This window comes from Agrobacterium sp. ST15.16.024 (genome assembly GCF_027956545.1).
GTDB classification, from domain to species: domain Bacteria; phylum Pseudomonadota; class Alphaproteobacteria; order Rhizobiales; family Rhizobiaceae; genus Agrobacterium; species Agrobacterium cucumeris.
Genome location: NZ_JAQKGO010000006.1, coordinates 182,973 through 208,837 on the forward strand (window position 1 = coordinate 182,973; position 25,865 = coordinate 208,837).

General features: G+C 60.6%; 25 protein-coding genes. 18 read left to right on the forward strand and 7 right to left on the reverse strand.

The genetic code is table 11. The annotated features are described in order from the left end of the window. Positions 1-23: 23 nt before the first annotated feature. The 3 genes from PL640_RS18545 to PL640_RS18555 all read right to left on the reverse strand — a co-directional run bounded on the left by PL640_RS18545 (position 24) and on the right by PL640_RS18555 (position 1,484). Positions 24-476: a c-type cytochrome gene (locus PL640_RS18545; protein WP_046800955.1), complete on the reverse strand. Its 453-nt coding sequence runs from the start codon at positions 474-476 to the stop codon at positions 24-26. 178 nt (positions 477-654) lie between these two features. Continuing rightward, positions 655-945 (reverse strand): hypothetical protein, encoded by a 291-nt coding sequence (locus PL640_RS18550; protein ID WP_162936922.1) that lies wholly within the window; start codon positions 943-945, stop codon positions 655-657. A gap of 5 nt (positions 946-950) precedes the next feature. Then, a complete protein-coding gene (locus PL640_RS18555; RefSeq protein ID WP_271362987.1) occupies positions 951-1,484 on the reverse strand; it encodes a cytochrome c oxidase subunit 3 in 534 nt (177 codons plus the stop codon). Between the two features lie 137 nt (positions 1,485-1,621). Here PL640_RS18555 and PL640_RS18560 point away from each other — a divergent pair, with 137 nt between their 5' ends. Then, positions 1,622-1,777: a hypothetical protein gene (locus tag PL640_RS18560; protein ID WP_003520964.1), complete on the forward strand. Its 156-nt coding sequence runs from the start codon at positions 1,622-1,624 to the stop codon at positions 1,775-1,777. 12 nt (positions 1,778-1,789) lie between these two features. After that, on the forward strand, positions 1,790-2,467 hold the full coding sequence (locus PL640_RS18565) for an NnrU family protein (RefSeq protein ID WP_271362989.1): 678 nt from the start codon (positions 1,790-1,792) through the stop codon (positions 2,465-2,467). A 4-nt stretch (positions 2,468-2,471) separates the two neighbouring features. Here the strand turns inward: PL640_RS18565 and PL640_RS18570 are convergent, their stop codons facing one another. Genes PL640_RS18570 through PL640_RS18580 form a run of 3 tightly spaced genes read right to left on the reverse strand, consistent with a single transcriptional unit; the run spans position 2,472 to position 4,980 of the window. Then, positions 2,472-3,056, reverse strand: coding sequence for a UbiX family flavin prenyltransferase (locus PL640_RS18570; RefSeq protein ID WP_271363046.1), 585 nt, complete (start codon positions 3,054-3,056; stop codon positions 2,472-2,474). Positions 3,057-3,058: 2 nt separating this feature from the next. Further along, entirely contained in the window at positions 3,059-4,573 is a 1,515-nt protein-coding gene (locus PL640_RS18575) for a UbiD family decarboxylase (protein ID WP_271362990.1), read from the reverse strand. Between the two features lie 56 nt (positions 4,574-4,629). Further along, the gene (locus PL640_RS18580; protein ID WP_080830320.1) at positions 4,630-4,980 is read right to left on the reverse strand and encodes a DUF488 domain-containing protein; all 351 of its coding nucleotides are present in this window, start codon (positions 4,978-4,980) and stop codon (positions 4,630-4,632) included. Between the two features lie 149 nt (positions 4,981-5,129). Here PL640_RS18580 and ubiT point away from each other — a divergent pair, with 149 nt between their 5' ends. From ubiT to PL640_RS18655, 15 genes are all read left to right on the forward strand, one after another. Continuing rightward, positions 5,130-5,645, forward strand: coding sequence for a ubiquinone anaerobic biosynthesis accessory factor UbiT (ubiT, locus tag PL640_RS18585; RefSeq protein WP_271362991.1), 516 nt, complete (start codon positions 5,130-5,132; stop codon positions 5,643-5,645). Continuing rightward, entirely contained in the window at positions 5,636-6,613 is a 978-nt protein-coding gene (gene ubiU, locus PL640_RS18590; RefSeq protein WP_271362992.1) for a ubiquinone anaerobic biosynthesis protein UbiU, read from the forward strand. Before ubiT ends, ubiU begins: the two co-directional genes overlap by 10 nt. A gap of 5 nt (positions 6,614-6,618) precedes the next feature. Next, positions 6,619-7,557: a ubiquinone anaerobic biosynthesis protein UbiV gene (gene ubiV / locus PL640_RS18595; protein WP_271362993.1), complete on the forward strand. Its 939-nt coding sequence runs from the start codon at positions 6,619-6,621 to the stop codon at positions 7,555-7,557. Continuing rightward, positions 7,554-7,937 (forward strand): hypothetical protein, encoded by a 384-nt coding sequence (locus PL640_RS18600; RefSeq protein ID WP_271362994.1) that lies wholly within the window; start codon positions 7,554-7,556, stop codon positions 7,935-7,937. The genes ubiV and PL640_RS18600 overlap by 4 nt, the downstream gene beginning before the upstream one ends. A 97-nt stretch (positions 7,938-8,034) precedes the next feature. After that, on the forward strand, positions 8,035-10,188 hold the full coding sequence (locus PL640_RS18605; RefSeq protein ID WP_271362995.1) for a TonB-dependent receptor family protein: 2,154 nt from the start codon (positions 8,035-8,037) through the stop codon (positions 10,186-10,188). Positions 10,189-10,207: 19 nt separating this feature from the next. Then, positions 10,208-11,191, forward strand: coding sequence for an ABC transporter substrate-binding protein (locus tag PL640_RS18610; protein WP_271362996.1), 984 nt, complete (start codon positions 10,208-10,210; stop codon positions 11,189-11,191). Positions 11,192-11,196: 5 nt separating this feature from the next. After that, positions 11,197-12,006, forward strand: a complete 810-nt coding sequence (locus PL640_RS18615; protein ID WP_142842884.1) for an ABC transporter permease — start codon at positions 11,197-11,199, stop codon at positions 12,004-12,006. Next, entirely contained in the window at positions 12,003-12,755 is a 753-nt protein-coding gene (locus PL640_RS18620; RefSeq protein ID WP_142842883.1) for an ATP-binding cassette domain-containing protein, read from the forward strand. The genes PL640_RS18615 and PL640_RS18620 overlap by 4 nt, the downstream gene beginning before the upstream one ends. Continuing rightward, positions 12,752-13,939: an NnrS family protein gene (locus PL640_RS18625; protein ID WP_271362997.1), complete on the forward strand. Its 1,188-nt coding sequence runs from the start codon at positions 12,752-12,754 to the stop codon at positions 13,937-13,939. The genes PL640_RS18620 and PL640_RS18625 overlap by 4 nt, the downstream gene beginning before the upstream one ends. Positions 13,940-14,137: 198 nt before the next feature. Then, the gene (gene napE / locus PL640_RS18630) at positions 14,138-14,323 is read left to right on the forward strand and encodes a periplasmic nitrate reductase, NapE protein (RefSeq protein ID WP_046800942.1); all 186 of its coding nucleotides are present in this window, start codon (positions 14,138-14,140) and stop codon (positions 14,321-14,323) included. Positions 14,324-14,329: 6 nt separating this feature from the next. Continuing rightward, complete coding sequence (locus PL640_RS18635) at positions 14,330-14,830, forward strand: ferredoxin-type protein NapF (protein WP_271362999.1); 501 nt, start codon at positions 14,330-14,332, stop codon at positions 14,828-14,830. Continuing rightward, a complete protein-coding gene (locus PL640_RS18640) occupies positions 14,823-15,110 on the forward strand; it encodes a chaperone NapD (RefSeq protein ID WP_052819247.1) in 288 nt (95 codons plus the stop codon). The genes PL640_RS18635 and PL640_RS18640 overlap by 8 nt, the downstream gene beginning before the upstream one ends. Next, positions 15,085-17,589 (forward strand): periplasmic nitrate reductase subunit alpha, encoded by a 2,505-nt coding sequence (gene napA, locus PL640_RS18645; protein WP_271363000.1) that lies wholly within the window; start codon positions 15,085-15,087, stop codon positions 17,587-17,589. Before PL640_RS18640 ends, napA begins: the two co-directional genes overlap by 26 nt. Then, the gene (locus PL640_RS18650) at positions 17,559-18,050 is read left to right on the forward strand and encodes a nitrate reductase cytochrome c-type subunit (RefSeq protein ID WP_142842879.1); all 492 of its coding nucleotides are present in this window, start codon (positions 17,559-17,561) and stop codon (positions 18,048-18,050) included. Before napA ends, PL640_RS18650 begins: the two co-directional genes overlap by 31 nt. Before the next feature lie 2 nt (positions 18,051-18,052). Beyond that, positions 18,053-18,748, forward strand: coding sequence for a NapC/NirT family cytochrome c (locus PL640_RS18655; protein ID WP_271363047.1), 696 nt, complete (start codon positions 18,053-18,055; stop codon positions 18,746-18,748). A 29-nt stretch (positions 18,749-18,777) separates the two neighbouring features. On the opposite strand, the gene PL640_RS18660 is transcribed toward PL640_RS18655, so the two are convergent. Next, positions 18,778-19,638, reverse strand: a complete 861-nt coding sequence (locus PL640_RS18660; RefSeq protein ID WP_271363001.1) for a LysR substrate-binding domain-containing protein — start codon at positions 19,636-19,638, stop codon at positions 18,778-18,780. Between the two features lie 251 nt (positions 19,639-19,889). On the opposite strand from PL640_RS18660, the gene PL640_RS18665 reads away from it, so the two are divergent. After that, on the forward strand, positions 19,890-25,826 hold the full coding sequence (locus PL640_RS18665; RefSeq protein ID WP_271363002.1) for an Ig-like domain-containing protein: 5,937 nt from the start codon (positions 19,890-19,892) through the stop codon (positions 25,824-25,826). The last annotated feature ends 39 nt before the right edge of the window (positions 25,827-25,865 follow it).

Below are 25,865 nucleotides of genomic sequence, written 5' to 3' on the forward strand. Positions count from 1 at the left end.
TCGTCATCTCCTTGCCGTCAACCTCAACCCGCATCGTTCGGCGGCCAGTTCTGCGTCTTGATCCGGCTCGTCCATTCGAGGAAGTCGACGAGATCATCGAGTTCCTGTTCGGTGAGATTGAACTGCGGCATCTGGCGCCGGCCCTCGATGCCGGTGGGCTGGGCGGCCATCCAGGCCTTGATGGAATCGCGCGCCGTCTCCTTGTCTTCCACGCCGCCATAGCGCTTCCAGACATTGCCGAGTTCGGGCGCGAAATAGGCGCCTTCGCCGAGCAGCGTGTGACAGTTGATGCAGGAATTTTTCTCCCACACGTGTTTGCCGCGAGCGACGCTTTCCGTCAGCGTGCTTTCATCCGTCGAGGTGGTGCGCATGTAATAATGGCTATGGGCGGTCAGCCCGACGAATATGGCGAAGAAGAAGATGGAGCCGCCGTAAAAGACGTTTCGCGCTCCTGTTTTGGTCAGGCGTTCTGCCATGCCAATGGTCCTTTCCATCCGGAAGACCGCTTATGCGGACTGGCTTGATCGAACCCTCTTGCCGGGATTTGCCAGCAGGCTGGCGGAATGCGGTGGGGTCTGAAGCCTTTCTAGCCGCTGGCCGCCGGCGTTCTTTGCCATTTGGCAAACAAGTGGAGAGGTGATGCGGTCCGCCTTTTCAGAGCGACAAAATGCCCTGCAGGAACGCCCGCAAAAGGGCTGCGGCGGCGAAGATTGCGGGCCATGCCAGAAGTGCCGTGCGCAGCAGGCCTCGCTCTTCGCCAAAACCCAGAAAGTCGTCGATGACGCGTCTGGATTTCATGAGCGCGAAAAGCAGCATCAGGCAGGCGACGGCAACCGGCGGCAGAAGCGCTGCCTTCCACGAGGTGACGACGGCCGTACCGGCGAGAACAAGAATGGCGAGCACTGCAAAACTTCTTGCAAGCTGGCGGGAGGTGCGGTGGATCATGACTGTCAAACCAGATAGACGATGGGAAAAATGACGATCCAGACCAGATCGATGACATGCCACAGCGTCGTCACCAGCGTGACGTTCTCGTTTTTCGGGAAGACTGCGACGAGAAGCAGCAGCACGGCCACGAAGACGACATGCAGCAGGTGGAAACCGGTGAGCAGGAAATAAAGCTCGAAGAAAGCGCTATAGGCGGGGTCGGACGCGAAAGCGATTTCGGTGGAATATTCATGGAGCTTCACACCGACGAAAGCGAAACCCAGCAGGCCGGCAAGGACCAGCGCCAGCCTTTTGCCCGCCAGCGCCGTGTGGCGGCTGGCCGCGACGGCCGCCTGCCAGCCGCTTGCCAGCAAAATCAGGGTGTTGAGGCCGGCAAGTTGTGGCTGCAGATGTTGGCGCGCGGCGGCGAACGCATCAGGGTTGAGGGCGAAGGCAATGATGAAGGCGCCGGTCAGCGCGCCGAAAGCGGCAAGTTCGCTCCAGACCAGAATCCACAAAAGCAGGTTTCCGCTTTCCTCTTCCGTATTGATCGCCATGGCCTCGCCCGTAATTGTAAAACAGCAAGCCACGCTTAGGCGTCCTCAAACCCCGCTTCTTTGCGGTCGGTCAAAGAAGGGAGCGCGCAAAGTCCTATTGTCATGACAAAGCGCAACTCTGGAAAATGGAGCTTCCGATGAACGACGCGCAGGTCGGGCTGATTGTCGCAACCCCTATTATCATTGGCTTTGCCGTGCTGTTGTACCGTATGGGTGTGTTGCAGCGCATGGGCGCGGTTTCCGCCGTGCTTGCCTCCGTGGCCATTGCTTCGGTGCTGTTCCTGAACCAGTGAGAAAGCAGTCGCATGTTTGAACTTGTCGCCGCTCTTTCGCTTTTTGTGGCGCTGCATTCCATTCCCGCCGTACCTGCCGTGCGCGGCCGGTTGATCACGGCCATTGGCCGGCCCGCCTATTTCGGGGCTTATTCCGTCGTCTCGCTTCTGGCGCTGGGCTGGGTGTTTTATGCTGCGCTGTCGGTTGATTATATTCCGCTCTGGGATGTCGCGCCCTGGCAGGCGCATGTCACCTTTCTGGCAGCGCCGATTGGTCTGTTTTTCGTGCTGGCCGGTCTTCTCAGCGTCAATCCGCTTTCCATTTCCGTGCGGCAGGGAGATAAACCGGGGGCAATCGTGCGCATCACGCGGCATCCGGTGCTTGTCGGTTTCCTGTTCTGGTCGCTGGGGCATGTCGTGCCGAATGGCGACCTGCGTTCCGTCATCCTGTTCGGCGGCTTTGCACTGTTTTCGCTTGGCGGGATGGCGATGACCGAAAAACGCGCGCGGAAAAGACTGGGTAATGCATGGAGCGCGGCGGCTGCTAAAAACGCAACGATCCCTTTCGCAGCAATCCTTTCCGGCAAAACGCGCCTCGCCGTGGACGGGCCGATGTTGCTAGCCGCGGTGCTGACAGGGTTGACGGTCTGGTGGCTGCTGGCCGGCGGCCATGCCGCGCTCTTTGGCGCAGACCCCATGGCCTATTTCTGATCGCTCACGACGTCTTCACCACATGCGGCTGCCATATCGGCGCTTGCGGTGCGGGCGCGATGCCGAGCTGATCGATAGCGCGGGCGGCAAGCTGGTCGACAATATCGAGGACGCTTTGCGGCCTGTTATAAAAGGCCGGCACCGGCGGCATGACGATGGCGCCTGCCTCCGTGACAGTGCACATGTTGCGCAGATGGATGAGATGCAGCGGCGTCTCGCGGGTCATCAGCACCAGTTTGCAGCGTTCCTTCAAATGCACATCGGCGGCGCGGGTGAGAAGATTGTCCGAAAGCCCGGTCGCAATGGCGGCCAGCGTCCGCATGGAGCAGGGCGCGACGATCATGCCCGCCGTCGGGAAGGAACCGCTGGCGATTGCCGCACCGATATCATCGATGGCATGATTGACGCCGGCGAGCGACAACATCCGCCCCATGGCTTGCGCACCTTCCTCATGCAGCACGGTGCGTCTGGCGGATTGCGACAGGACGAGATGGATTTCGACGATTTTCATGTCGGCGAGACGCTCGATGATGCGCAGCGCAATGCCGGCACCCGATGCACCGGTGACGCCGACCACGACGCGGCACAGGTTCATGGTCGTTCTCCAAGGCCAAGATCACGCCACATCAGATCCACCTTTGCGATGACGTCAGGTGTCATGGAGAGCACGCGACCCCATTCACGCTCCGTCTCCGGCGAAAGCTTGCGGGTGGCGTCCAGACCCATCTTGCCGCCGAGGCCGGTTTTCGGCGAGGCGAAGTCGAGATAATCGATCGGCGTATCGTCGATGATCGTTGTATCGCGCGAAGCGTCGAAACGGGTGGAAAGCGCCCAGATGACATCCGCCCAGCTGTGCACATTGATGTCGGGATCGACCAGAATGATGAGCTTCACATAGCTGAACTGCGGCAGCATCGACCACAGGCCCATCATCACCCGCTTTGCCTGGCCGGGATAACGCTTGTCGATGGAGACGACCATGACGCGGTAGGAACAGGCCTCCGGCGGCATCCACAGATCGACGATTTCCGCAAACTGCCTTTTGACGAGCGGCAGGAAAATCTCGAGCATGGCTTCGCCGAGAACCGAGGGCTCATCCGGCGGCCGGCCGGTATAGGTGGAAAGATAGATCGGGTCGCGGCGCATGGTGATGGCCGACAGCGTCATGATCGGAAAGGCTTCGACGGAATTATAATAGCCGGTGTGGTCGCCATAGGGGCCTTCGAGTGCCGTTTCCGTTGCTGAGACGGTGCCTTCCAGCACGATCTCGGCATTGGCGGGCACCGGCATCGGCACCGTCAGGGCCTTCGCGATGCGGCTTTTCGAGCCGCGCAGCAGGCCGGAAAAACCAAGCTCGCTGATATGTTCGGGAAGCGGCATGACGGCGGAAAGAATGGTGGCGGGATCAGTGCCGATAGCGACGGTTACGGGCATATCCAGCCCGCGTCCCTGCCACACCCGGTGGTGCTGCGCGCCGCCGCGATGCGCCAGCCAGCGCATGATCACCCTGTTCGGCCCCAGCACCTGCGTGCGATAGATGCCGACATTGATATCGTCGGGATCATCAGGCGAACGGGTGATGATCAGCGGCCAGGTGATGAGCGGGGCCGGCTCGCCCGGCCAGCACCATTGCACCGGCAGGCGGGCAAGATCAACTGCATCACCCGTCAGTACCTTTTCCTGTACCGGCGCGCGCGCGACGTTGCGTGGCCGCATTGACAGTGCGGCCTTCAGCAAAGGCAGCTTACCCCATGCCTCGGCCATGGATTTCGGCGGCCGTGGCTCGCGCAATTCGGCAAGCTTTTGTCCAAGTGCTGGCAGGCCGCCCGTTTCCAGCCCCAGACCCCATTCGATGCGTTGCCGCGTGCCGAAGAGATTGGCAAGCAGCGGCATGTCCCGCACCTTGCCCTCATGGTCGACGGGTTGCTCGAACAGCAGCGCCGGCCCACCATCGGCGAGCACGCGGCGGTGGATTTCGGTGATTTCGTGCACCAGTGAGACCGGCTGGCGGATTCGCCGCAGCTGCCCGCGTTCTTCCAGCAACCGTACGAAACTGCGCAGATCGGCTGCGTGGGCGGGTTTAGTTTCTGTTTTCTCGTCTCTCATGCCGCCTTTTTGCCGGTGGCGGTGCGGCATGTCCTTGCGCTGCCGCAAATGCGGCTTCAGTGCGAACGAAGATAGTCGGCAAGAACGAGGGCGTGGTTGTGTTCGGTATCATGGGCGGCGTAAAGCAGCGTGACGCGGCCCTTCGCCATCAGCTCCTTCATGCGCGCCACGGCATCGGGATTGGCGGCCAGCTCCTCATGATAGTGCCGGGTGAATTCCGCAAAACGCGACGGCATATGCGAGAAATTCTTGCGCAATTCGTTGCTGGGCGCGATTTCCTTCATCCACAGCGAAAGCTGTGCGGTTTCCTTGCGCATGCCGCGCGGCCACAGCCGGTCCACCAGAATGCGTGCGCCGTCATCATCGCTGGCGGCATCATAAATCCGTTTGATCCTTATATCGGACATGGGCGGCCTCCTTCGCTTCGCAAGTGAATGATTTATAGCGGCTTTTGTGAAGCCGCACCCGAAAATCTCTCTGTCTTTGCGTTCGCTCAAACCGGCGCTGGCGCGCTGCGGTTAGGTTCCTGCCCGCAACTGACCTGACAGGACCATTTATGAGACCGTTTCCCGCCGCCATCGCCCGCCCCATGAATTTTCTGCCCCTTGCCGTGGTGCAGCGAGCGACGGCGGCGATGCTGGCGCAGATCATGAAACGGCACCCTGACCTGTTCGGCCGGCTGGGTGAACATAAAGGCAAGCGCTTCGCTTTTCTGCCTGTCGATCTGCCCTTCGCTTTCATGGTCGAGCCGGCGCGTCCGGCCATCACCGTCAGCCGAAAGGGCCGCCTGCCGAAGGTGGATGCTGCCGTGGAAGGGCCGCTTTTCATGCTGCTGGCGCTGATGGAGGGCAGGCAGGATGCCGATGCGCTGTTCTTTTCGCGTGATCTCAGCGTCACCGGCGACATGGAGGCGATGCTGGCACTGCGCAATACGCTCGATGACAGCGGCATTGATCTGCCGCGCGATCTCGGTGCCTTTGCTGGGCCTTTCGCGCCTGTCGTAACGGGGCTTGCGAACCGCCTGCGCGGCCATGTTCTTTCGGAAACACGGGGAGGTGCGGCGTGGAGCTGATCTGTCCTGCGGGAACGCCCGCCGCCTTCCGCGAGGCCGTAGATGCCGGGGCGGATGCGGTCTATTGCGGCTTTCGCGATGAAACCAATGCCCGCAATTTTCCCGGCCTCAATTTTTCCCGCGAAGAGCTTGCCGAAGCCATTGCCTACGCGAAGAAGCGCGGCGTCCAGACTTTCGTCGCGCTCAACACCTTCATGCGCGCGGGCAATGAGGATATCTGGTATCGCGGTGCGGCCGATGCCGTGAAGGCGGGGGCGGATGCGCTTATCCTTGCCGATTTCGGTCTGATGGCGCATGTGGCGGAACACCACCCGCAGCAGCGCATCCATGTCTCCGTGCAGGCCTCCGCCTCCAATGCGGACGCTGTGAACTTTCTCGTCGATGCCTTCGGCGCGAAACGCGTGGTGCTGCCGCGCACGCTGACGATTTCCGACATCGCCCGGCTGGCGCGGCAGATCCGCTGCGAAATCGAAATCTTCGTGTTTGGCGGCCTCTGCGTCATGGCGGAGGGGCGTTGCTCGCTCTCGTCTTACGCCACCGGAAAATCCCCCAACATGAACGGCGTCTGCTCGCCAGCAAGCCATGTGCGTTATCGGCAGGACGAGCAGGAGCTGGTGTCGGAACTCGGCGATTACACCATCAACCGCTTTCCGGAAGGCGAAGCGGCGGGTTATCCGACGCTGTGCAAGGGCCGTTTCGAGATTGCCGATGACAAGTCCTATGCCTTTGAGGACCCGGTGTCGCTTGATGTGATGGACCAGATCGATGCGCTGCGCGAAGCGGGGGTCAGCGCGCTGAAGATCGAGGGCCGCCAGCGCGGCAAGGCCTATGTGGCGGAAGTGGTTTCCACCCTGCACCGGGCGCTGGCCGCCAGTGCCGAAGAGCGGGGAAGGCTGCTCTCACGCCTGCGACTGTTAAGCGAAGGCCAGCGCACAACTGTCGGCGCTTATGAGAAACGCTGGAGATGATGGCGATGGCACACACAGCAAAGGCCACATTGGCGCTTGGCCCGGTCCTCTATCTCTGGCAGGGCGAAAAATGGCGCGATTTTTACTTCCGCATCGCCGATGAAGCGCCCGTCAGTCATGTCTATCTCGGCGAAACCGTCTGTTCCAAACGGTTTCATTTTACCGAACCGCATCTGGCCGAGGTGATCGAGCGGCTGGAGAGTGCCGGAAAGCAGGTGATCCTCTCGACGCTTTCACTGATAACGCTGGAACGGGAAAGCCGCCAGCTGCGCGGCCTGATCGCCGACAGCCCCTATCCGGTCGAGGCGAACGATCTTTCCGCGCTCGGCATGTTGCACGGCACGCCGCATGTCGTCGGGCCGATGGTGAATGTCTATAATGCGGCCACCGCGCGGTTGCTCGCCTCGCGTGGGGCAAGCGCCATCTGCCTGCCGCCGGAACTGCCGGTGACTTCGGTGGAGCGCATCGTGGCGGAAACACCGGATGTGAAGTTCGAAGTCTTCGCCTTCGGCCGCCTGCCGCTCGCCATCTCCGCACGCTGCGCCCATGCCCGCGCCAAGGGCAATATCAAGGATAATTGCCAGTTCGTCTGCGGTGACGACCCGGATGGATTACCGGTGCGCACGCTTGACCGGCAGTCGTTTCTGGCGCTGAACGGCGTACAGACGGTGTCGCACACCTGCCAGTCGCTGCTTGGCGAATTGCAGGATCTGGCGGTCGCTGGCATCGCCCGATTCCGGCTGTCACCACAGGATTGCGACATGGTGGCGGTGGCGCAGATCCATGACGATGTTCTGGCCGGCAGGCGGGATGCGGCAGATGGTCTTGCACGTCTCGGGCAAATCTATCCGGACGTGCCTTTTTCCAATGGTTTCCACCACGGGCAGGAAGGGGCGGCCTGGGTCGCCCGTGCCCGCAACACGGCGCATGGGGTGAATGCATGACGATGAACAGGCAAGAGCCGCAATCGCTGTCTGCGGCAGCGCCGGGCGGGGCGGATATCGCTGCTGCGATCCATCTGGTGCGCAACGTGGTTTTGCAGAGCGCACTCGATTGCGGTTGCCGCGACAAGGTCCATGAGGCGCTGCGCGAGCTTGAGGACTTCGAGCGCCAGCGCAATATCGTCAAGTTTCTGGCCGCCGCCCGCGAGGAGCGGCGCAAGATCGGGCTTCTGACCGAGATGCTGGCGGATTTTGCCGAGGACGATACGGTCGATGAAGGCATCGTCGAAACGGCGAGCCTGATGTTTCTCGACATCGCCGCCGCCGCTCAGGAAGGATCGCGAATTCTGCGCGACGCCCTGTCTCTTAAAACATGTAAATAAAACTCATGTTTTTGGTGTTGTTTGATCCAGCGCAAAGAGGCCGTTCTTGCAAAATGTCATCCCCGGTACACGCAGGTTATGACTGAAGGGGTGGCATATGCGGGTGCTGAAGGCGGGGTTTTTCACGATAACAACGGGTTTGATGGCAGGGGTTTCCGGTGTTGCGCTTGCGCAATCTGCCACACCGGGCTCGACCACGGTTCTGGAGACGATCACGGTTGAGGGGGCGAGATGGGCGGATGGCGTGGAGCAGGCGCGCCAGCGCCTGAAGGCCATTCCAGGTGGTGTCTCCGCACTCCAGCCGCAGGAAGCGACCTCAAAGGCCGTGCCGACGCTTGCAGATGCGCTTGCTTCGGCGCCCGGCGTGGTGGTGCAGCGCTTTTTCGGCGGCAATGACCAGCCGCGCATTCAGATCAGGGGCTCTGGGTTGCAGCAGAACCCGGTCGAACGCGGGGTTCTGGTGCTGAAGGACGGGTTGCCGATCAACCGTGCCGATGGTTCCTATATCGTCGGGCTCGCCAATCCCGGTCAGGCCAGCCTCATCGAAATTTACCGCGGTTACACCGCCAACCGGCTGGGGGCCAGCGTTCTGGGCGGGGCGATCAATTTTGCTTCGCCGGTGGAGAAGGGAACCAGCATTTCTGCCGGCGGCGGCAGTTTCGGTCAGGCAGATGCCTCGCTGCGCACTGGTTTTGATGCGGATCGCTTCGCCGCCGGTTTTTATGCCGATGTCAGCCGTCGCGACGGTTATCGCGTTTACAATGATTCCCGCCGGGTAAGTGTCGGCGGGGTGATTGAGGCGGAGGTGTCGGACGCGGTCAAGACGCGGGTTTTTGCCAGCTATACCGATCTGGGTTTTGACGTGGCGGGACCCCTGACGAAAAGCGCCATGGATGCTGATCCCAGACAGGTTTCGCCCGGTCCGCCAACCAGCCTCGGCCCGAATGTGACGCGTGACAAGCCACGCCGGGAAGCCAGTCAGTTCGTCATCGGCTCGCGCAGCTCGATCGAACTCGGCGATCATCTCTTCGATATCGGATTGGGTTACACCTACACCAGGGATATGTTCCGGTTCCCGGTCTCTAGCGGCGTTCGGCGCACGGATGGCGGCGATGTGACGGGGCTGCTGCGTTATGCCTACCAGCCCGATGCCGATGCCCTGCTACCGCTTTTTGAAGCTTCGGCGCTCTATACGGTCGGTTCGGCGGAACGGACCTATCACATCAACCGGGCAGGGGGTGATGGTCCGGCCTTTTCCAACAATGATCTCGATGCTTCGACGCTGTCTTTGAATGCGGGGCTGAATATTCCGCTTTCCGAAACGGTGACGCTGTCGCCATCGCTTTCCTACACCCATGCCACCCGCGACAATGACGACCTCTGGCGGGCTGCAACCCGGCCAAGGCTGAGCTTTGGACCGGGTGGCGCGGCCACCTCTGCCGTGGCTGCGGTTGATACGAGCTATGAGCACAGCTATAGCGGCTGGTCTCCGGCGCTCGGCATCAGCTGGCGCCCGGACGATAACAACATGCTGTTTGCCGCCGTTAGCCGCAGTTTCGAACCGCCGACCCATGACGATCTTCTCGGCACCACCGGCGGCACGCCGAATGCATCGCCCACCGGCTTTTCGACGCCCGATCTTGAGGCGCAGACGGCGACCACGGTCGAGATCGGCTGGCGCGGCGAGCGTGGCTCGTGGAATATCGACGCCACTGCGTATTACTCCTGGGTGGAGAACGAATTGCTCAGCCTGCGCGATAGCAGCGGTTCGCTGCTCTCCGCTTTCAATGCGGATGAAACCGTGCATGCCGGTCTTGAACTTGGCGTTTCCGGCGAGGTGCTGGATGGGCTGACCGCTCGCTTTGCCTATGTGCTGCAGGATTTCCGCTTCCGCGACGATCCGGTGCGCGGTGACAACCGACTGGCCGGCGCGCCGCGCCATGTCGTCAATCTCGCCCTGCAATATGTCATTTTCGAACAATGGGATATCGGCGCGGTGCTGCAATGGGTGCCGTCCAAAACCCCGGTCGACAACATGAATACGATGTATGCCGATCCCTATGCGGTGGTCGATCTCAAGACCGAATATCGCGTCAATGACAGGTTCTCGATCTACGGCGCAGTCACCAACGTCTTCGACAAGGCCTACGCCTCATCCACCCTCATTCTCGACCAGGCAAGCGCCGGTCAGGCGGTCTATCTGCCGGGCGACGGGCGCGGATTTTATGCCGGCATCAAGGCGCGTTTCTGAACGCGGAAAGGACCTGATCATGACGAGTTACACACGACGCCGGGCGCTGTCGCTGCTTTCCGGGCTGACCGTTGCGGGCCTTGCTGCGCCGTCGATTTTGAAAGCAGAAGCTCCGCTTGTCTTTTACGGTCCGCCCGCAGCACCTTCGGCGGTTCTGGCGCATGCCGTAAAAGGCGGTTTCCTGAAGGATGTCGCGCCTGGGGCCGTCTTCAAGGCATGGAAAACGCCGGATGAAATGCGCGCCGCCGTCGCCTCCGGCTCCATGGGAGCGGTGGTGATGCCGAGTTACGGTGCTGCCAATCTCCATAATCGCGGCCTCGGCCTTGGGCTTTTGAACGTGCTGACAACGGGTCTGCTCTACATTGTGTCGAAGGACGAGACGCTGACGTCGCTCGAAAGCCTTTCCGGCAAGACGCTGGCTCTGCCGTTCAAGAACGATATGCCCGATTTCGTTCTGCGCCGGCTGGTCGCTGAAAAAGGCTTGAAGCCCGGCGATATCAAGCTGGAATATGCCGCTTCGCCACCGGAAGCCGTGCAATTGCTGCTGACGGGGCGGGTAGATGCGGCCCTGCTGAGTGAACCGGCCGCGACCGCTGTGCTGATCAAGGCAAAGTCGTTTTTCATGACCGTTCACCGCACCATCGATGTCCAGAAGGAATGGGCAAAGGTGGCGGGCAAGCCGGAAATCCCGCAGGCGGGCCTTGCCCTGACGTCGCAGGTTCAGCAAAAGCTCGGCAAGGCGGGTATAGAGGCTTTGCAGGCGGGAATGGAAGCGGCACTTGCCAGTGCCACAGCTGACCCGCAAACGGCGGCCGCGGCTGCGGCCGATGCCCTCGGTTTCCCGCCGGAAATCATCGCCGCCTCCTTCCCGACAAGCCATTTGTCGGCATTTAAGGCAAGTGCGGCACGCGCCGATCTCGAGGCATTTTACGATGAACTCGCCAAGGCCGACCCGGCAATCATCGGCGGCCGGCGGCCGGATGACGGCTTTTATCTGGTGTAGCAGGCATGAACCGCATTCTTGAAAGTCTTGGCTGGACCGGTCGCTATCTCTGGGCGGGCTGGGCCGGGCTTTCCGGCATTTTCTGTTTTCTCGCCGCCTGGCAGGCCGGGCATGAGATTTACGGCTCCTTCATCCTGCCCTCGCCGGGGGAGACTTTCGCGGCAATCGGGCTTCTGGCGGCGCGGCCGGATTTCTTCGCCATCCTGTCGCAAAGCGCCATCAGGGCATTGACCGGTTTTGCCATTGCCGCCGGCATCGGAACGGTTGCAGGCCTACTGGCAGGCTATTCATTCGCTGCTATGCGGCTGATGAAGCCTGTTGTCACCGTCCTGCTCGGCGTGCCGCCCATCGGCTGGATTGTGCTGGCGCTCATCTGGTTCGGTTCGTCTGGCGGCACGGCCGTCATGACTGTGGTCATTGCTTCAGCGCCCGTTTCCTTCGCGGGCGCGCTGGAAGGAGTGGCCAAGCGCGACCGTCAGCTGGAGGTGATGGCGCAGGCCTTTGGCGCTTCGTGGTTTTACCGGCTGCGCACCGTCACCATGCCGCATGTGCTTTCCTATCTCTTTCCGGCATGGACGACCACGGCCGGAAGCGCCTGGAAAGTAACTGTCATGGCGGAGCTTCTATCGAATTCCGGCGGCATCGGCGGTGAACTGGCCACTGCACGGGCGCTGTTCGATATCGCGCAGGTGAGCGCCTGGCTCACCATCACCGTCGCGCTGGCGCTCATCACCGATTACGGCCTGCTGCATCTGCTGCGCGAAGCGCTGGAACGCTGGCGCGCCGCCGGATTGCCATGGGGTGTCAAACGATGAGCGACCATTCTGCCTTGAGTTTCGAGCATGTCGGCCACGCCTTTCTCGGCCGCAGCCTGTTCGAGAATTTCGATCTCCGCATCGCACCGGGGGAAACCGTGGCGTTGCTCGGCCCTTCCGGCAGCGGCAAGACGACGATTTTGCAGATCGCGGCGGGTATCATCGATCCCGTTCGCGGCCGAGTGCGGCGCAATTACCGCAGGCAGGGCCTGGTGTTTCAGGAGCCGCGGTTGCTGCCGTGGATGACGTTGATCGACAATATCGCTTATGGCCTTGCGGCAGCCGGAATGCCAAAACGGCAACGGCGGGAAACCGCCGGGCAGTTTGCCCTGGAAGTCGGTCTGGAAGAGACGGATTTTCACAAATATCCGGTCGAGCTTTCCGGCGGCATGCGCCAGCGTGCCGGGGTGGCGCGGGCGCTTGCCGTGGAACCGGACATGCTGTTTCTGGACGAACCCTTCAGTGCCGTTGATGTCGGCCTGCGCCGGCATTTGCAGGAACTTCTCGTGGATGCTGCTCGTCGGCGTGGTTTCTCCACGCTTCTCGTCACGCATGATCTTCATGAAGCGCTGTTGGTGGCCGACAGGCTGATCGTGCTCTCAGGCGTCGATGGCCGCGTTGTTGCCGCACATACTCCGGCCGGTTCGCCGGGGCGGCGCATGGCGCGCGCAGTGTTCGACGAAGTGGAATTCCTGTCCGAGAGCCCGGCTTTCGCCGAATTGTTTTCGGCAAAGGAGCGGATGCGATGAGACAGCCACCAATCCTTTCGGAAGCCCTGCGGCTGTTTTTCCCTTTGGCCGCCCTGCATGGCGCGATCTGGCCGTTCTTGTGGGTCGTCATCGGCGGCTACGCCTTACCTTTTGCCGATGCCGTTCCGCCCTCGCAATGGCATGCCCATGAGATGATTTTCGGCACCTATGGCATGGCGCTCGCGGGTTTTCTCGGCTCGGCAGTGCCTGAATGGACCGATACGAAAGCGGCGGCGGGTCGCACACTTGTTTATTTTGCCGGTCTCTGGCTGCCGGCTCGCCTGATCGGTTTCGTGGGGGCCGATGGGTGGAGCCTGCTGGCGGGCTTTTTTGATCTGGCGTTTCTACTCGCGCTCTCCGTCCTTATCGGCAAGGCGATGCTCGTGCGGCGAACGACGAAACATCTGGCGTTCCTCGTCTGGCTCATTCTGTTTGCGGCGATGGAGACCGGCGTGCGCTATGCCTGGTGGATCGGTGATCTGGAACTCGCAGCTCGCTGTCTGGAGGCGGCGCTGTGCATCTTCACCGTGCTGTTTTCGCTCTCGGCGGCGCGCATCAATGTGGTCGTCATCAATCTGGCGCTCGATCCGAGCGGCGAGACCACGCCTTACCGGCCCCATCCCGGCCGCCAGCACATGGCGGGCGCCATGGTGACGCTTTACATAGTGGCGAAACTCTTCTTTCCGGAAAGCGATGTCTGCGCCTGGTTGGCGCTGGCGGCCGGTGCGGCGTTTTTTGACCGACTGGCAGAGTGGTTCATCGGGCGTGCCGCCTTCAAGACCGAGGTGCTGCTGCTCGGCCTCGGCAATGCCTTTGCCGGTGCGGGTTTTCTGGCGCTCGGGGCGGTGCGGCTCGGTTTTTCCGTCACGCCCGCCGCTGGCCTGCACCTGTTGTCGGTGGGCGCACTTGGCTGCGCCATCATGGCCGTGTTCATCATCGCCGGGCTGCGGCACACCGGACGCAACCTGACGCATCTGCCGTGGCAGGCGCATGGTGCCGCCGCCTTGATGGTGGCGGCCGGGCTGATCCGCATCCTGCCGGAATTCGATTTCGCAGCATTCCTGTCACCCTATCATCACGGCCTCAGTGCTATCCTGTGGGCGGCAAGTTTCGGGGTCTGGCTTCAGGGCTTCCTGCCCTTCATGCGTGCGCCCGGAGTTGATGCAGCGGGAGCTTGCGGCTGAGGCGCAACGTGCTCCTCCCGCCTTCGACGCTTTCGTGTGGCCTGATTATTTTTTCGGCAAAAGCGCAATATGAAATCAGTGACTTAGGCCAGCACTATTGATGAATGTTATTTCTAATAAATAATCAATAAAATCAAGTGGTTGAATATTTCTGCCTTTTGGCCGATGATAACTCGAACCGAACAGGGAAACGCGAATATGCCCAAAATAGTCGCGCCTCTACACGCAGATGGAAAGCCGAGCAGGACGAGGGAGCTTATTACCTTCGCCGTTCTGGCCTTTGGGATCTGGCCTGTGCTGGCGGTCGGATTTGTCGGAGCCTATGGCTTCATCGTCTGGATGTTCCAGATCATTTACGGGCCGCCGGGGCCGCCCGGCCATTGAGGGCGAATGACGATGCAAGTCTCTCTCAGCCGGCGTGATTTTCTGCGCGGCGGACAAAAACGGGAAACACGTATCTGTCCCCCCGGGGTCGCGTTGAGCGACCTCGCCGCCTGCAGCGGTTGCGCAAAATGCGTTGAAGCCTGTCCCACCGGCATCATCACCATGTCGGGCGGCTCGCCTTCGGTCGATTTCTCGGCCGGGGAATGCACCTTTTGCGGCAAATGCGCGGAAGCCTGTCCCGAGCCGGTTTTTGCCGTCCCTGCGGCGCAGCGCTTCGATCATGTCATGGCGATTGGCGATGGGTGTCTCGCCTTCGGCAATGTCGATTGTCAGGCCTGCCGCGATGCCTGTCCGACCGAGGCCATCCGGTTTCACCCCCGCCGCGGCGGCCCCTTCGTGCCCGAGCTTATTGAGGATGCCTGCACCGGCTGCGGGGCCTGTGTGTCCGTCTGCCCGACGGGTGTGATCAAGATCAAGGAAACAGCCACGGAGATGCAATATGCCTGAAAATACAGGCCGGTATCATGTCTCAAGCGCTGTCGTGGCGGTGATGCCGCAGATGCGGGACGCCGTGTTCGCAACGCTTTTAACGCTCGACAATGTCGAGGTTCATGGCGAGGGCAACGGCAAGATTGTCATCGTCATAGACGGCACGAGCACCGGCATGTTGGGCGATACGCTCACTTATATTTCGACACTCGACGGTGTGATTGCCGCCAACATGGTTTTCGAACACGTCGACACAGAGGAGACAGGCGGCGATGAGCAGCGAACTGACGCGGCGTGATCTATTGAAGGCCCATGCCGCCGGCATTGCGGCGGCAACGGCGGGCATTGCGCTGCCGGCCGCCGCCCAGCCGGTGCCGGGCGGTGTTTCCGCATTGCAGATCAAATGGTCCAAGGCGCCCTGTCGTTTCTGCGGCACAGGCTGCGGCGTCATGGTTGGCGTCAAGGAAGGCAAGGTTGTCGCCACCCATGGCGACATGCAGGCGGAGGTCAATCGTGGCCTCAACTGCATCAAGGGCTATTTCCTGTCCAAGATCATGTACGGCAAGGACCGGCTGCAGACCCCGCTTCTGCGCAAGAGGAACGGCGTCTACGCCAAGGATGGCGAGTTCGAGCCGGTGAGCTGGGACGAGGCCTTCGACGTGATGGCGCAGCAGTGCAAGCGGGTGTTGAAGGAGAAGGGGCCGACAGCCGTCGGCATGTTCGGCTCGGGCCAGTGGACGATCTTCGAAGGTTATGCGGCAACCAAGCTGATGCGCGCCGGTTTCCGCTCCAACAATCTTGATCCCAATGCCCGTCACTGCATGGCTTCGGCCGCTTACGCCTTCATGCGCACCTTCGGCATGGACGAGCCGATGGGCTGTTACGACGATTTCGAACACGCCGATGCTTTCGTGCTCTGGGGCTCGAACATGGCGGAGATGCATCCCATTCTGTGGACCCGCATTGCCGACCGGCGTCTGGGCTTTGACCACGTGAAGGTGGCGGTGCTTTCGACCTTCACCCATCGCAGCATGGATCTGGCCGATGTTCCGATCATCTTCAAACCGGGTACGGACCTCGTCATCCTCAATTACATCGCCAACCACATCATCAAGACCGGCCGCGTCAACGAAGACTTCGTGAAGAACCACACGAAATTCGTGCGTGGTGTCACCGATATCGGTTATGGCCTGCGGCCCGACAATCCGGTGGAGGTGAATGCCGCCAATTCCGCCGATCCGACCAAGACGGAAGCGATCGATTTCGAGACCTTCAAGGAATTCGTCTCCGAATACACGCTGGAAAAAACCGCCGCCATGACCGGGGTGGAAGCCGGCTTCCTGGAAGAACTGGCCGAGCTTTATGCCGACCCGAACCGCAAGGTCATGTCGCTGTGGACCATGGGTTTCAACCAGCATGTGCGCGGCGTCTGGGCCAACCAGATGGTCTACAATATCCACCTTCTGACCGGCAAGATTTCCGAGCCGGGCAACAGCCCGTTCTCGCTCACCGGCCAGCCATCGGCCTGCGGCACGGCGCGTGAGGTGGGAACCTTTGCCCACCGCCTGCCGGCCGACATGACGGTGACCAACCCGGAACACCGCAAACATGCCGAAGAAATCTGGCGCATACCGCACGGTGTCATCCCGGAAAAGCCGGGTTACCACGCCGTGCAGCAGGATCGCATGCTGCATGACGGCAAGCTGAATTTCTATTGGGTACAGGTCAACAACAACGTTCAGGCCGGTCCCAACACCAAGAACGAGACCTATCTCGGTTATCGCAATCCCGAAAACTTCATCGTGGTCTCGGATGCTTATCCGACCATCACCGCCATGAGCGCCGACCTCATTCTGCCCGCCGCCATGTGGGTGGAGAAGGAAGGGGCCTATGGCAATGCCGAGCGGCGCACCCATGTCTGGCACCAGCTGGTTGAGGCGTCGGGCGAGGCGCGTTCCGATCTGTGGCAGCTGGTGGAGTTTTCCAAGCGCTTCACCACCGACGAGGTGTGGCCGGCGGAACTGCTGGACGCCAATCCGGACTATCGCGGCAAAACGCTGTTTGAGGTTCTCTACAAGGATTGCGATGTCGGCAAGTTCCCGCTGAGCGAGATCAATGCGTATTACAAGAACCAGGAATCCACGGATTTCGGTTTCTACCTGCAAAAGGGTCTGTTTGAGGAATATGCCGCTTTCGGGCGCGGTCACGGCCACGATCTGGCGCCTTACGATGCCTATCACGAGGTGCGCGGCATGCGCTGGCCTGTGGTGGACGGCAAGGAAACGCTGTGGCGTTACCGCGAGGGTTACGACCCCTACGTCAAACCGGGTGAAGGCGTGAAGTTCTACGGCAACAAGGATGGCAAGGCGGTCATCATCGCCGTGCCTTACGAGCCGCCGGCGGAATCTCCCGATGAGGAATTCGACACCTGGCTGGTGACGGGCCGCGTGCTGGAGCATTGGCATTCCGGCTCCATGACCATGCGCGTGCCGGAACTCTACAAGGCCTTTCCCGGGGCGCGCTGTTTCATGAATGCCGCGGATGCGCGCAAGCGCGGGCTCAATCAGGGTGCGGAAATCCGCATCGTCTCGCGCCGTGGCGAAATCCGCTCCCGCGTGGAAACGCGCGGCCGCAACCGCATGCCGCCCGGCGTCATCTTCGTTCCCTGGTTCGACGCCAGCCAGTTGATCAACAAGGTGACTCTCGACGCAACCGATCCCATCTCCAAGCAGACGGATTTCAAGAAATGCGCAGTCAAGATAGAGCCAGTCGCATGATCAGGAAACACGGATGGATCGCCGCCACGCTTCTGGTCGTGGCGCTGGCGACGGGAGCCGTTGCGCAGATGGTGCCGGAATTGTCCGGCCCGCGCGGCGATGCCATGAGGACCGAGCCGGCAAAACCCTTGCCGAAATGGGTGATTGACGATTTCAGGCGCATGCGCGCCTATCCAGAGCAGCCGCCGGTCATCCCGCATTCGATCGACGGCTACCAGCTTTCGGTCAATACCAACCGCTGTCTGTCCTGTCACAAGCGCGAATTCACGCAGGACTCCGGCGCGCCGATGATCAGCGTCACCCATTACATGACGCGGGAAGGCCAGATGCTGGCGGATGTTTCACCACGTCGCTATTTCTGCACAGCCTGCCATGTGCCGCAAGCCGATACGCGGCCGCTCGTGCCCAACACCTTTCAGGACATGAGCGAAATGGGTGTCAAACCGGCGGGTAGCGAATGATGATCGCCCGTGTGAAAAAGCTCCTCGCCTGGCTGTGGGTGGTTCTGACGACGCCGGCCGCCACGCTCAGCCTTGCTTTTCTAACCCTCGGCGGCTTCGTTGGCGGGGTGATGTTCTGGGGCGCCTTCAACACCGCGCTCGAAATGACCAACAAGGAGGCATTCTGCATTTCCTGTCACGAGATGCGGGCGAATGTTTATGAAGAGCTGACGCGGACGGTGCATTTCTCCAACCGTTCCGGCGTGCGCGCCTCCTGCCCGGATTGCCATGTGCCGCATGAATGGACCGACAAGATTGCCCGCAAGATGCAGGCTTCCAAGGAGGTCTGGGGCAAGATCTTTGGCACCATCGATACGCGCAAGAAGTTTCTCGACCATCGCCTTGAGCTTGCACAACACGAATGGTCGCGCCTCAAAGCCAATGACAGCCTGGAATGCCGCAATTGCCATTCCTCCGCCGCCATGGACTTTACCAAGCAGACGCAGCGTGCTGCCGACATCCATTCAAAATATCTGCTGACGGGCAAGGCCACCTGCATCGATTGCCACAAGGGCATCGCCCATGAATTGCCGAATATGGAAGGCATCGATCCCGGCTGGAAAATGCCGCCGGCGCTCAACGGTGAACCGGGACAGACGGCGTCTGCGGTCGATGACTTGCGCCGCGCCATGAGCGATGTGCACAGGAACGTTTTCTGAGCATCAGATGCGGGCATGGGAAGCCGGGGTCAGACCCGTCCGGCTTCCTCGATGAACCGGCGCAATAGGGGCAGATGCCGCCTCTCGGCAAGGCAGACGGCGTATTCGTCGATCAGTTCGCGGGCGTCGCCCAGAGGAACGAAGGAAAGTCGCGCATCGTGGCCGAACTCCAGATCGGCGACCACACCGCACCCCACCCCGTTGGCAATCGCTTCCCGCACGCCTTCTCTGGAGGAGATTTCGATCACCGGCTGGATGGAGATGCCGTGATCGGCGAGGTTCTTTTCGAAGATTTCACGCGTGCGCGATCCACGCTCGCGCATGACGAAGGACAGGCCTTCCAGTTCGGCCATAAGGACGTTCTGCCGCGCAGCCAGCGGATGCGAGACGGGTACGCATAAACCAAGCCGCATGCTGAGAAATTTGACACCGTAAAGGCGCGGATCGTCGGGTGCGCGGGCGGTGATGGCGACATCGGCCCGGTAGTCGATGATCTGCTCCACTACCCGTGCCGAATTGTCGACCGAAAGGGAAAAGGTCAGTTGCGGCCGCTCGGCCTTCAGCCGCGAAAGAATGGGAAGCGGCAGGATGGGGCCATCGGCTGCAACGCGCAGGTGCCCGCCCGCGGCACTTTCTCCACCGCGAAGCAGGGCCTTCGCCTCATTTTCCGCCTGGAACAGGCGAGCGGTGATTTCGAACAGGCGTTCGCCCTGCGGACTGAGGCTCACCCCCCGCGGTTTTCTTTCCAGAAGGTTCACGCCGCTGATCGCCTCCAGCTCCCGAACATGGGCCGAAAGCGTGGACTGGCTTATCGCCATGTCCCGTGCAGCCTGGGAAAAACCGCCCGATTGCGCGACGATATGAAAGGCCTTCAGCTGCGTGGTCGACATGGGGTCCTGTTCTGCCGCCGGTCGACACGACTGGACCGATGCGAAGTAACTATCGGTGAAAACGCTGACAACTCCATGACGCCTGCGGGAAGGTTTCGTTTACCCCGCTGCGAAACCGATGGCGGGCATGGGAAAACGCTATGGCGCGTTTACACTTTGTTAGGAATTCGTCATCGGCGCGTTAGTCCCCGTCCTTAATCGTACCGGCATGGCCAAAGGGCCAACCCGTTTCACGCAAAAAGGCCAATGAGATGACGACCTCCCAAAATCCGATCGCCAATCCCATCGAATCCTCTTCCGACTGGCTGCTGGCCATTCCGCGGCTGTCGCAGCAACAGGGCATTCTGGTCTCGCCGAATGGTACCGGCATGGCGACGTCCTACAGCCTCGTTTATGACGTTTATTTCCCGAAGAATGGCTCCTCCGGTTGGATGCCATTTCTGCAGACCGACCTTACCAACGTCAGCGACGGTGATATTTTCGGCAAGGCAAGCGGTGACAGCTATGGTCTCGGCATCAGCAGCGATTATCGCGGCACCGCCAGACTGGACGCGTGGAACCGCATAGGCCTGACAATCGAAACGGACGCCAGCGGTGCGGTTTCGATGAAGAAATATATTAATGGAGAATTCGTCGCCGAGCAGAAGATCGCGGCATCCGCTGCTGGTCGCTTCGCCATCGACATGTCCAAGGGCTTCCTGATCTTCTCTGACGAGGATGGTGAGACTTCGCCCGGTTATCTTAGCAATTTCCTGTTCCTCAAACAGGCTCTGACTGCTGACGAGGTATCCTATCTCGGAGGCCCCAAGGCCACGGGCATTTTGCCGGTCGAGATGAAGGTGGAGGCCGAAAAGGTTGGCGTCCTCGAAACCCGTTTCGCCGAAGGCTCGGCCTCACCGGTTATGGGAGGTGGTACAGTCACTGGTAAAGGCACGACCCTGGAATTTAAGACACCGGCCCAGGCCGGTATTCTTGCCATCGGTGAAAAACCCGCAGTCGATACGGCCGCAGTTATTAAAACGTCTGCGATAAAGGACATGATGGTTACGCCGGATACGGCGAATGTGACCATCGATCTGTCGAAGCATTTCTCCGGTGAGAAGCTCACATTTACGGTTCAGAACAGTAAGAACGAGACTGTGGATGCGGTATTGACGGACGGCAACAAGCTGACGCTCGATTTTGCCGCCCTTGGTCATTCCGATATCCGCGTGACGGCAACTGACAGCGCCGGCAAGAGCGTTACGGACGACTTCCGCGTGCGTGTCGCCGGCCCGAATGCCTACACCATCGCAGTGTTCCCTGACACGCAGGACTATACCTCCAATGACGGTATCAAGCACCTGTTCGGCGAGATGACGCAATGGCTGGTCGACAATCGCGATAGCCACAAAATCGTCTTCATGAGCCATGTCGGAGATATAACCCAGAACAACCGCCCGGCCGAATGGGACATCGCCGAACCGGCGCTGCGCAAGCTTGACGGTAAGGTGCCTTACGCGCTGCTTCCGGGCAACCACGATCAGGCTAATGGCGGAAGCGCGGCTGACCACACCTCCGTTGAACTGGACCGCCGCTTCTCTGCCGAAAAGCAAGCTGCGACCAATGCCGGCGTCTTCGGCGGCGCCTACGATCAGGAACAGGCCGCCGCGCGCAATACCTACAGCACCTTTACCGCGCCTGACGGCACCAAATGGCTGTCGATCTCGCTCGAATTCGGCCCGCGCGACGACGTGATCCGCTGGGCGGGCGATGTCATCGAGAAATTCCCCGACCACCGCGTCATGCTCGCCACCCATTCGCTGACGAGCTATGCAACACGCCAGGATAATCTGGCCCTGCCGCTTTACGACGAAGGTGCGGGTTACGACTATGGCATGCGCACCGATCAGCGGGGTGCAAACGACGGCGAATATGTCGCGCGCGCCCTGCTGTCGCGTTATCCAAACATCGTCATGACCTTCTCCGGCCATATTTTCGGCGACGGCGCGGAAACCGACATCACCTACAACCAGTATGGCGAGCCCGTCTTCCAGTTCCTGGTCAATTACCAGAACGGCGTGTCGCGTGAAATCACCGGAAACGGCGTCGAATCCCGCGGTAATAATGGCGGCAACGGTGCGATGCGCCTGATCACCATCGATCCCGACAATAATCGCATCACCACCGAAACCTATTTCACTGCCTTCGACGACTATCTCGACGGTTATCGCACCAAGCCGGAACTCGATCGCGATGGCCTGACCGGTTATTATCGCGGCCATCAGGAAGTGTTCGAGAACGTCCATGTCGGCCACGGCACGGCGCGGGCCATGGCTGAGGCCGGAGATGACATCGTCGCCAACGCCTCCACCGGCGCATCTTCCGCCGCTGTCTCCCTGTCGGCCGCAAAGTCGCTGTTGGCTGGTGAGATTCAAAGCTTCGTCTGGACAAACAAAAATGGTGACGTCGTTGCAGAAGGCAGGGAGGCTTCAGTCGATCTCGCTCTTGGCAAGCACAAGCTGACGCTCACGGCAACGGACGCCAATGGCGTCAAGACCACTGATAAAGTCGATGTTCTGGTACGCGGCGACCGCACCCTGCTCATTGAAAACTTCAACGACGGCAAAGCCGACGGCTGGGCCACCGATTTCGGGGCTGCCGATGGCAATACCGGCCGGTTCCTGCTGAAGGGCACGGTGTTTTCCCGTCCGACCGCGACCGCTGGTCTTGCCGCCCCCGAAGCCGCGCTTTTCGACCAGAGCGATGCGGCCGGCAACAAGCTCGTTTATATCGGCGCCCAGTCAGCGACCTGGAACGACTACGTCTTCGAGGCGACGCTGACGCAACTCGATAACGATGCGATGGGCGTCTACTTCTATTATAAGGACGCGAACAACTACTACCGCTTCGCCATGGATGGCGAAACGAACCGTCGCCAGCTCGTAAAGGTCGCCGACGGAAAGTCGGTCGTGCTTGCCGAGGTGAAGGAAGGCACCCCCTACAATATGGAAATTCCGCTGACCGTTGCGATGGTCGGCGGCTCCATCAACGTCTTCCTCGGTGACAAGAACGTCTTTGGCGGTCCTGTCGTGGATACGAACGCGCCGCTTTCCGGCGGCACCGTCGGCGTCTACTCCAGCGGCCAGCGGGCTTCGGTTTTTGACGATATCGTAGTGACGAAGGCCGTCACGACCGCGAAAGCAGGTATCGACCAGAGAACCTATGACATCGATGGCGACGGCAAGGCGTCCGTGACACTCGACGCATCAGGTTCTTTCGGGCCAGAGCAACTGACCGACTTCACCTGGACCGACCTCAAGGGCAATGTCGTTGCAACCGGTAAGAAGGCCGATGTCATCCTCGATGCGGGCGTGAATAAACTGCTCCTCAAGGTTACGGCTGCTAACGGTTCCATTTCAACCGATCGTATCGACATCACCGTCGTCGAAAGGACGAAAATCCTTGTTGCCGAGGATTTCTCTTCCGCCGCGGCAATGGCGCGTTTCAAGATCGTTGATGAGGGCGAGTTCGGCGGTATCGGGCCGGATGGCAAGTCGTCTGAATGGCTGATTTCCAACGGCAAGCTGCTTCAGACGACGGGACTTGCCAGCCGCGAACTGACCTGGAGCGGTGCAACCAACTCCGACTACTACAAGCGCGGATGGAGCCCGATGGGCGATGGCGTCAACGTGCTGCGTCTCGGCACCTATGCGCTGTTTCAGGATCCGGCGGCGCTTGCCTGGACGGATTATGCCGTTGAGGCGACGTTCCAGACCCCGGACAAGGACGGCCTCGGCTTCCTCTTCCGTTACAAGGACAGCAAGAATTACTACAAGCTGGAACTTGATGCCGACGGCATTCTCGACCGTAGCCCCGGCAACGGCGCCGGCAGCATCTTCAACCTCGTGCGCATGAAGAACGGCATCGAGGAAATTCTTGCCCAGGTTCCGGGCAAATACGAGCCCGGTCAGGCGATGAAGCTTCGCGCCGAAGTCGTCGGCGACAAGATCACAGCCTTCTTCAATGACGAGGCGCTGTTCGCCTATCCGATCGGTGACCGCGAACTCGATGCCGGTACCTTCGGTCTTTATTCCTGGGGCAATGCCGGTTTGACTTTCGACAATCTGACCGTCGTCGACCTGAAATCCGGGCTTGATGCAGGAAATATTATCAGCGGTACAGACGGCCACGACTTACTTGAAGCCAAAACCGCTGACGCGACCATCCTCGGCCACGACGGCAACGATACGCTCCTCGGCTCAACGGGCGATGATCGTCTGGACGGCGGCAATGGTGATGATGCGCTGATCGGTGGCGCTGGCCGTGACGGGCTCTCCGGCGGTGCCGGTGATGACAAGCTCTGGGGTGATGCCGGCGACGACATGATTTCAGGTGGTCTTGGCGATGATTTCATCGAGGGCGGCCGTGGCAACGATCTGCTGATCGGTGGCGATGGATCTGACCTTTATCGTTACGGGCGCGGTGATGGTTCCGACATCATCATCGAGGCTGCGCCGACAGCTCGTGGGACCGATATTCTTTACCTGCACGATATCAACAGAAGCGAGGCTGTTCTGCGCAAATATGGCCAGTCCGTCGAAATCGAACTGGCGGGCGGCGAAAAACTGTCGCTGCGCAACCAGCTGGCGGATGGCGGTATCGAAATGCTGCGTTTCGCTGATGGTACAAACCTCGGCCGTGAGGCCATCACCAAGGGTCTCGTGAACCGGGGTCCGGCCGCGGTGTCCGAAACGCTTGCCGCGATCAATGAGGATGCCGTGTCCTTCCTCATTCCGTTCAGCGCCCTGCTTGCGAATGACAGGGACGCCGATCTGGACGTATTGGCAGTGGCCAGCGTTTTCCGTGTCATTGGCGGAACGGCGGTTCTGGAAGAAACCGGCATCCGCTTTACCGCGGCCGCCAATTTCAACGGCAAGGCGTCCTTCAGCTACAAGATCGCCGACGGTCGCGGCGGTTCCAGCGAAGCGACTGCGGCCTTCACCATCAAGCCGGTCAATGACGCGCCTGTCACCGCCTCCATCGCCGTGACAACCGACGAGGATATCGCCCTAAGTGGCAAGATCGTCGCCTCCGACGTCGATGGCGACACGCTTTCCTATGCCATCAAGACGGGCGCAAATGCCTCGAAGGGCACTGTCGCGATCGATGCAGCAACCGGTGAATGGGCCTATACGCCGAACACAGATGTCAACGGAACCGACAGCTTCACGGTTGTTGTTTCTGATGGTAAGGGCGCCAGCGTCGAGAGCGTGGTGACCGTGACTGTCGCTCCCGTCAACGACGCGCCTGTTGCTGTTGCAGACAGGATTATGCTCTCGGAAAAGGACAACGCCGTCTTCGATCTCGTCGCCAACGACACCGACGTGGAAGGTGACCGTCTTGCGCTCGTCAGCATCGCCGTGACGGCGGTTGCGGGCCTTGCCATAACCAATCAGCAGGCGGCTGCCGCTTTCTCGGTGGCAGACGGCAAGCTGGTTGTCGATCCTTCCTCCGCCTTTGCTGCGCTGGAAGATGGGCAGCAGGCGACCGTGACGCTCAGCTACACGGTTCGTGACGCAAATGGCGGCGAAGCCGAGGGCACCACGACGGTCACGGTGGACGGCTATACCGAATACAACATCGTTGAAGGCGGTGATGGCAACGACATGCTGATTGGGACCAGCCGCAAGGATATGCTCGAAGGCGGCGACGGTGACGACACGATGGTTGCCGGCGAAGGCAACGACATGGTGGATGCCGGAGCCGGTAACGACCGTGTTCTCGCCGGCGAGGGCAATGATGTGATCGACGGCGGCGCGGGCAATGACGTGCTGATGGGCGGATCCGGTAACGACGTTATAAGCGGTGGAGCTGGAAACGACACGCTGAATGGCGGCGCAGGCGATGATACGCTGAGCGGTGGCACCGGCAATGATACCCTGACGGGTGGCAGCGGTGCCGACACCTTCGTCTTCGCCGCCGGTAATGGTCGCGATGTCGTCACCGACTTCGAGGCCGGTGCCGAGGGCAAGGATGTCGTTCAGCTCTCGAAGGATGTCTTCGCGGACTACCAGGCACTCATCGCGTCCGGCTCCTTTACCAATGGGGAAAACGGCGCTGAGATTGCCTTCAACGACGGCTCTTCCATCACCTTCGCCAATGTGAAGACGGAACAATTCGCCATCGACGACTTCCGCTTCGCCTGAACCATGAAAGGCGCATCCGATCGGATGCGCCTTTTTTCG

Excerpts from the sequence above, each read along its gene's own strand:
- PL640_RS18640 (WP_052819247.1), top strand. The coding sequence starts at position 14,823 with ATGCCTGAAAATACAGGCCGGTATCATGTCTCAAGCGCTGTCGTGGCG.
- PL640_RS18665 (WP_271363002.1), top strand. The coding sequence starts at position 19,890 with ATGACGACCTCCCAAAATCCGATCGCCAATCCCATCGAATCCTCTTCC.
- PL640_RS18560 (WP_003520964.1), top strand. The coding sequence starts at position 1,622 with ATGAACGACGCGCAGGTCGGGCTGATTGTCGCAACCCCTATTATCATT.
- PL640_RS18625 (WP_271362997.1), top strand. The coding sequence starts at position 12,752 with ATGAGACAGCCACCAATCCTTTCGGAAGCCCTGCGGCTGTTTTTCCCT.
- PL640_RS18620 (WP_142842883.1), top strand. The coding sequence starts at position 12,003 with ATGAGCGACCATTCTGCCTTGAGTTTCGAGCATGTCGGCCACGCCTTT.
- PL640_RS18545 (WP_046800955.1), bottom strand. The coding sequence starts at position 476 with ATGGCAGAACGCCTGACCAAAACAGGAGCGCGAAACGTCTTTTACGGC.
- PL640_RS18550 (WP_162936922.1), bottom strand. The coding sequence starts at position 945 with ATGATCCACCGCACCTCCCGCCAGCTTGCAAGAAGTTTTGCAGTGCTC.
- napA (WP_271363000.1), top strand. The coding sequence starts at position 15,085 with ATGAGCAGCGAACTGACGCGGCGTGATCTATTGAAGGCCCATGCCGCC.
- PL640_RS18565 (WP_271362989.1), top strand. The coding sequence starts at position 1,790 with ATGTTTGAACTTGTCGCCGCTCTTTCGCTTTTTGTGGCGCTGCATTCC.
- PL640_RS18605 (WP_271362995.1), top strand. The coding sequence starts at position 8,035 with ATGCGGGTGCTGAAGGCGGGGTTTTTCACGATAACAACGGGTTTGATG.
- PL640_RS18600 (WP_271362994.1), top strand. The coding sequence starts at position 7,554 with ATGACGATGAACAGGCAAGAGCCGCAATCGCTGTCTGCGGCAGCGCCG.
- PL640_RS18650 (WP_142842879.1), top strand. The coding sequence starts at position 17,559 with ATGCGCAGTCAAGATAGAGCCAGTCGCATGATCAGGAAACACGGATGG.
- PL640_RS18575 (WP_271362990.1), bottom strand. The coding sequence starts at position 4,573 with ATGAGAGACGAGAAAACAGAAACTAAACCCGCCCACGCAGCCGATCTG.
- PL640_RS18660 (WP_271363001.1), bottom strand. The coding sequence starts at position 19,638 with ATGTCGACCACGCAGCTGAAGGCCTTTCATATCGTCGCGCAATCGGGC.
- ubiV (WP_271362993.1), top strand. The coding sequence starts at position 6,619 with ATGGCACACACAGCAAAGGCCACATTGGCGCTTGGCCCGGTCCTCTAT.
- napE (WP_046800942.1), top strand. The coding sequence starts at position 14,138 with ATGCCCAAAATAGTCGCGCCTCTACACGCAGATGGAAAGCCGAGCAGG.
- PL640_RS18580 (WP_080830320.1), bottom strand. The coding sequence starts at position 4,980 with ATGTCCGATATAAGGATCAAACGGATTTATGATGCCGCCAGCGATGAT.
- PL640_RS18555 (WP_271362987.1), bottom strand. The coding sequence starts at position 1,484 with ATGGCGATCAATACGGAAGAGGAAAGCGGAAACCTGCTTTTGTGGATT.
- ubiT (WP_271362991.1), top strand. The coding sequence starts at position 5,130 with ATGAGACCGTTTCCCGCCGCCATCGCCCGCCCCATGAATTTTCTGCCC.
- PL640_RS18635 (WP_271362999.1), top strand. The coding sequence starts at position 14,330 with ATGACGATGCAAGTCTCTCTCAGCCGGCGTGATTTTCTGCGCGGCGGA.
- PL640_RS18610 (WP_271362996.1), top strand. The coding sequence starts at position 10,208 with ATGACGAGTTACACACGACGCCGGGCGCTGTCGCTGCTTTCCGGGCTG.
- PL640_RS18615 (WP_142842884.1), top strand. The coding sequence starts at position 11,197 with ATGAACCGCATTCTTGAAAGTCTTGGCTGGACCGGTCGCTATCTCTGG.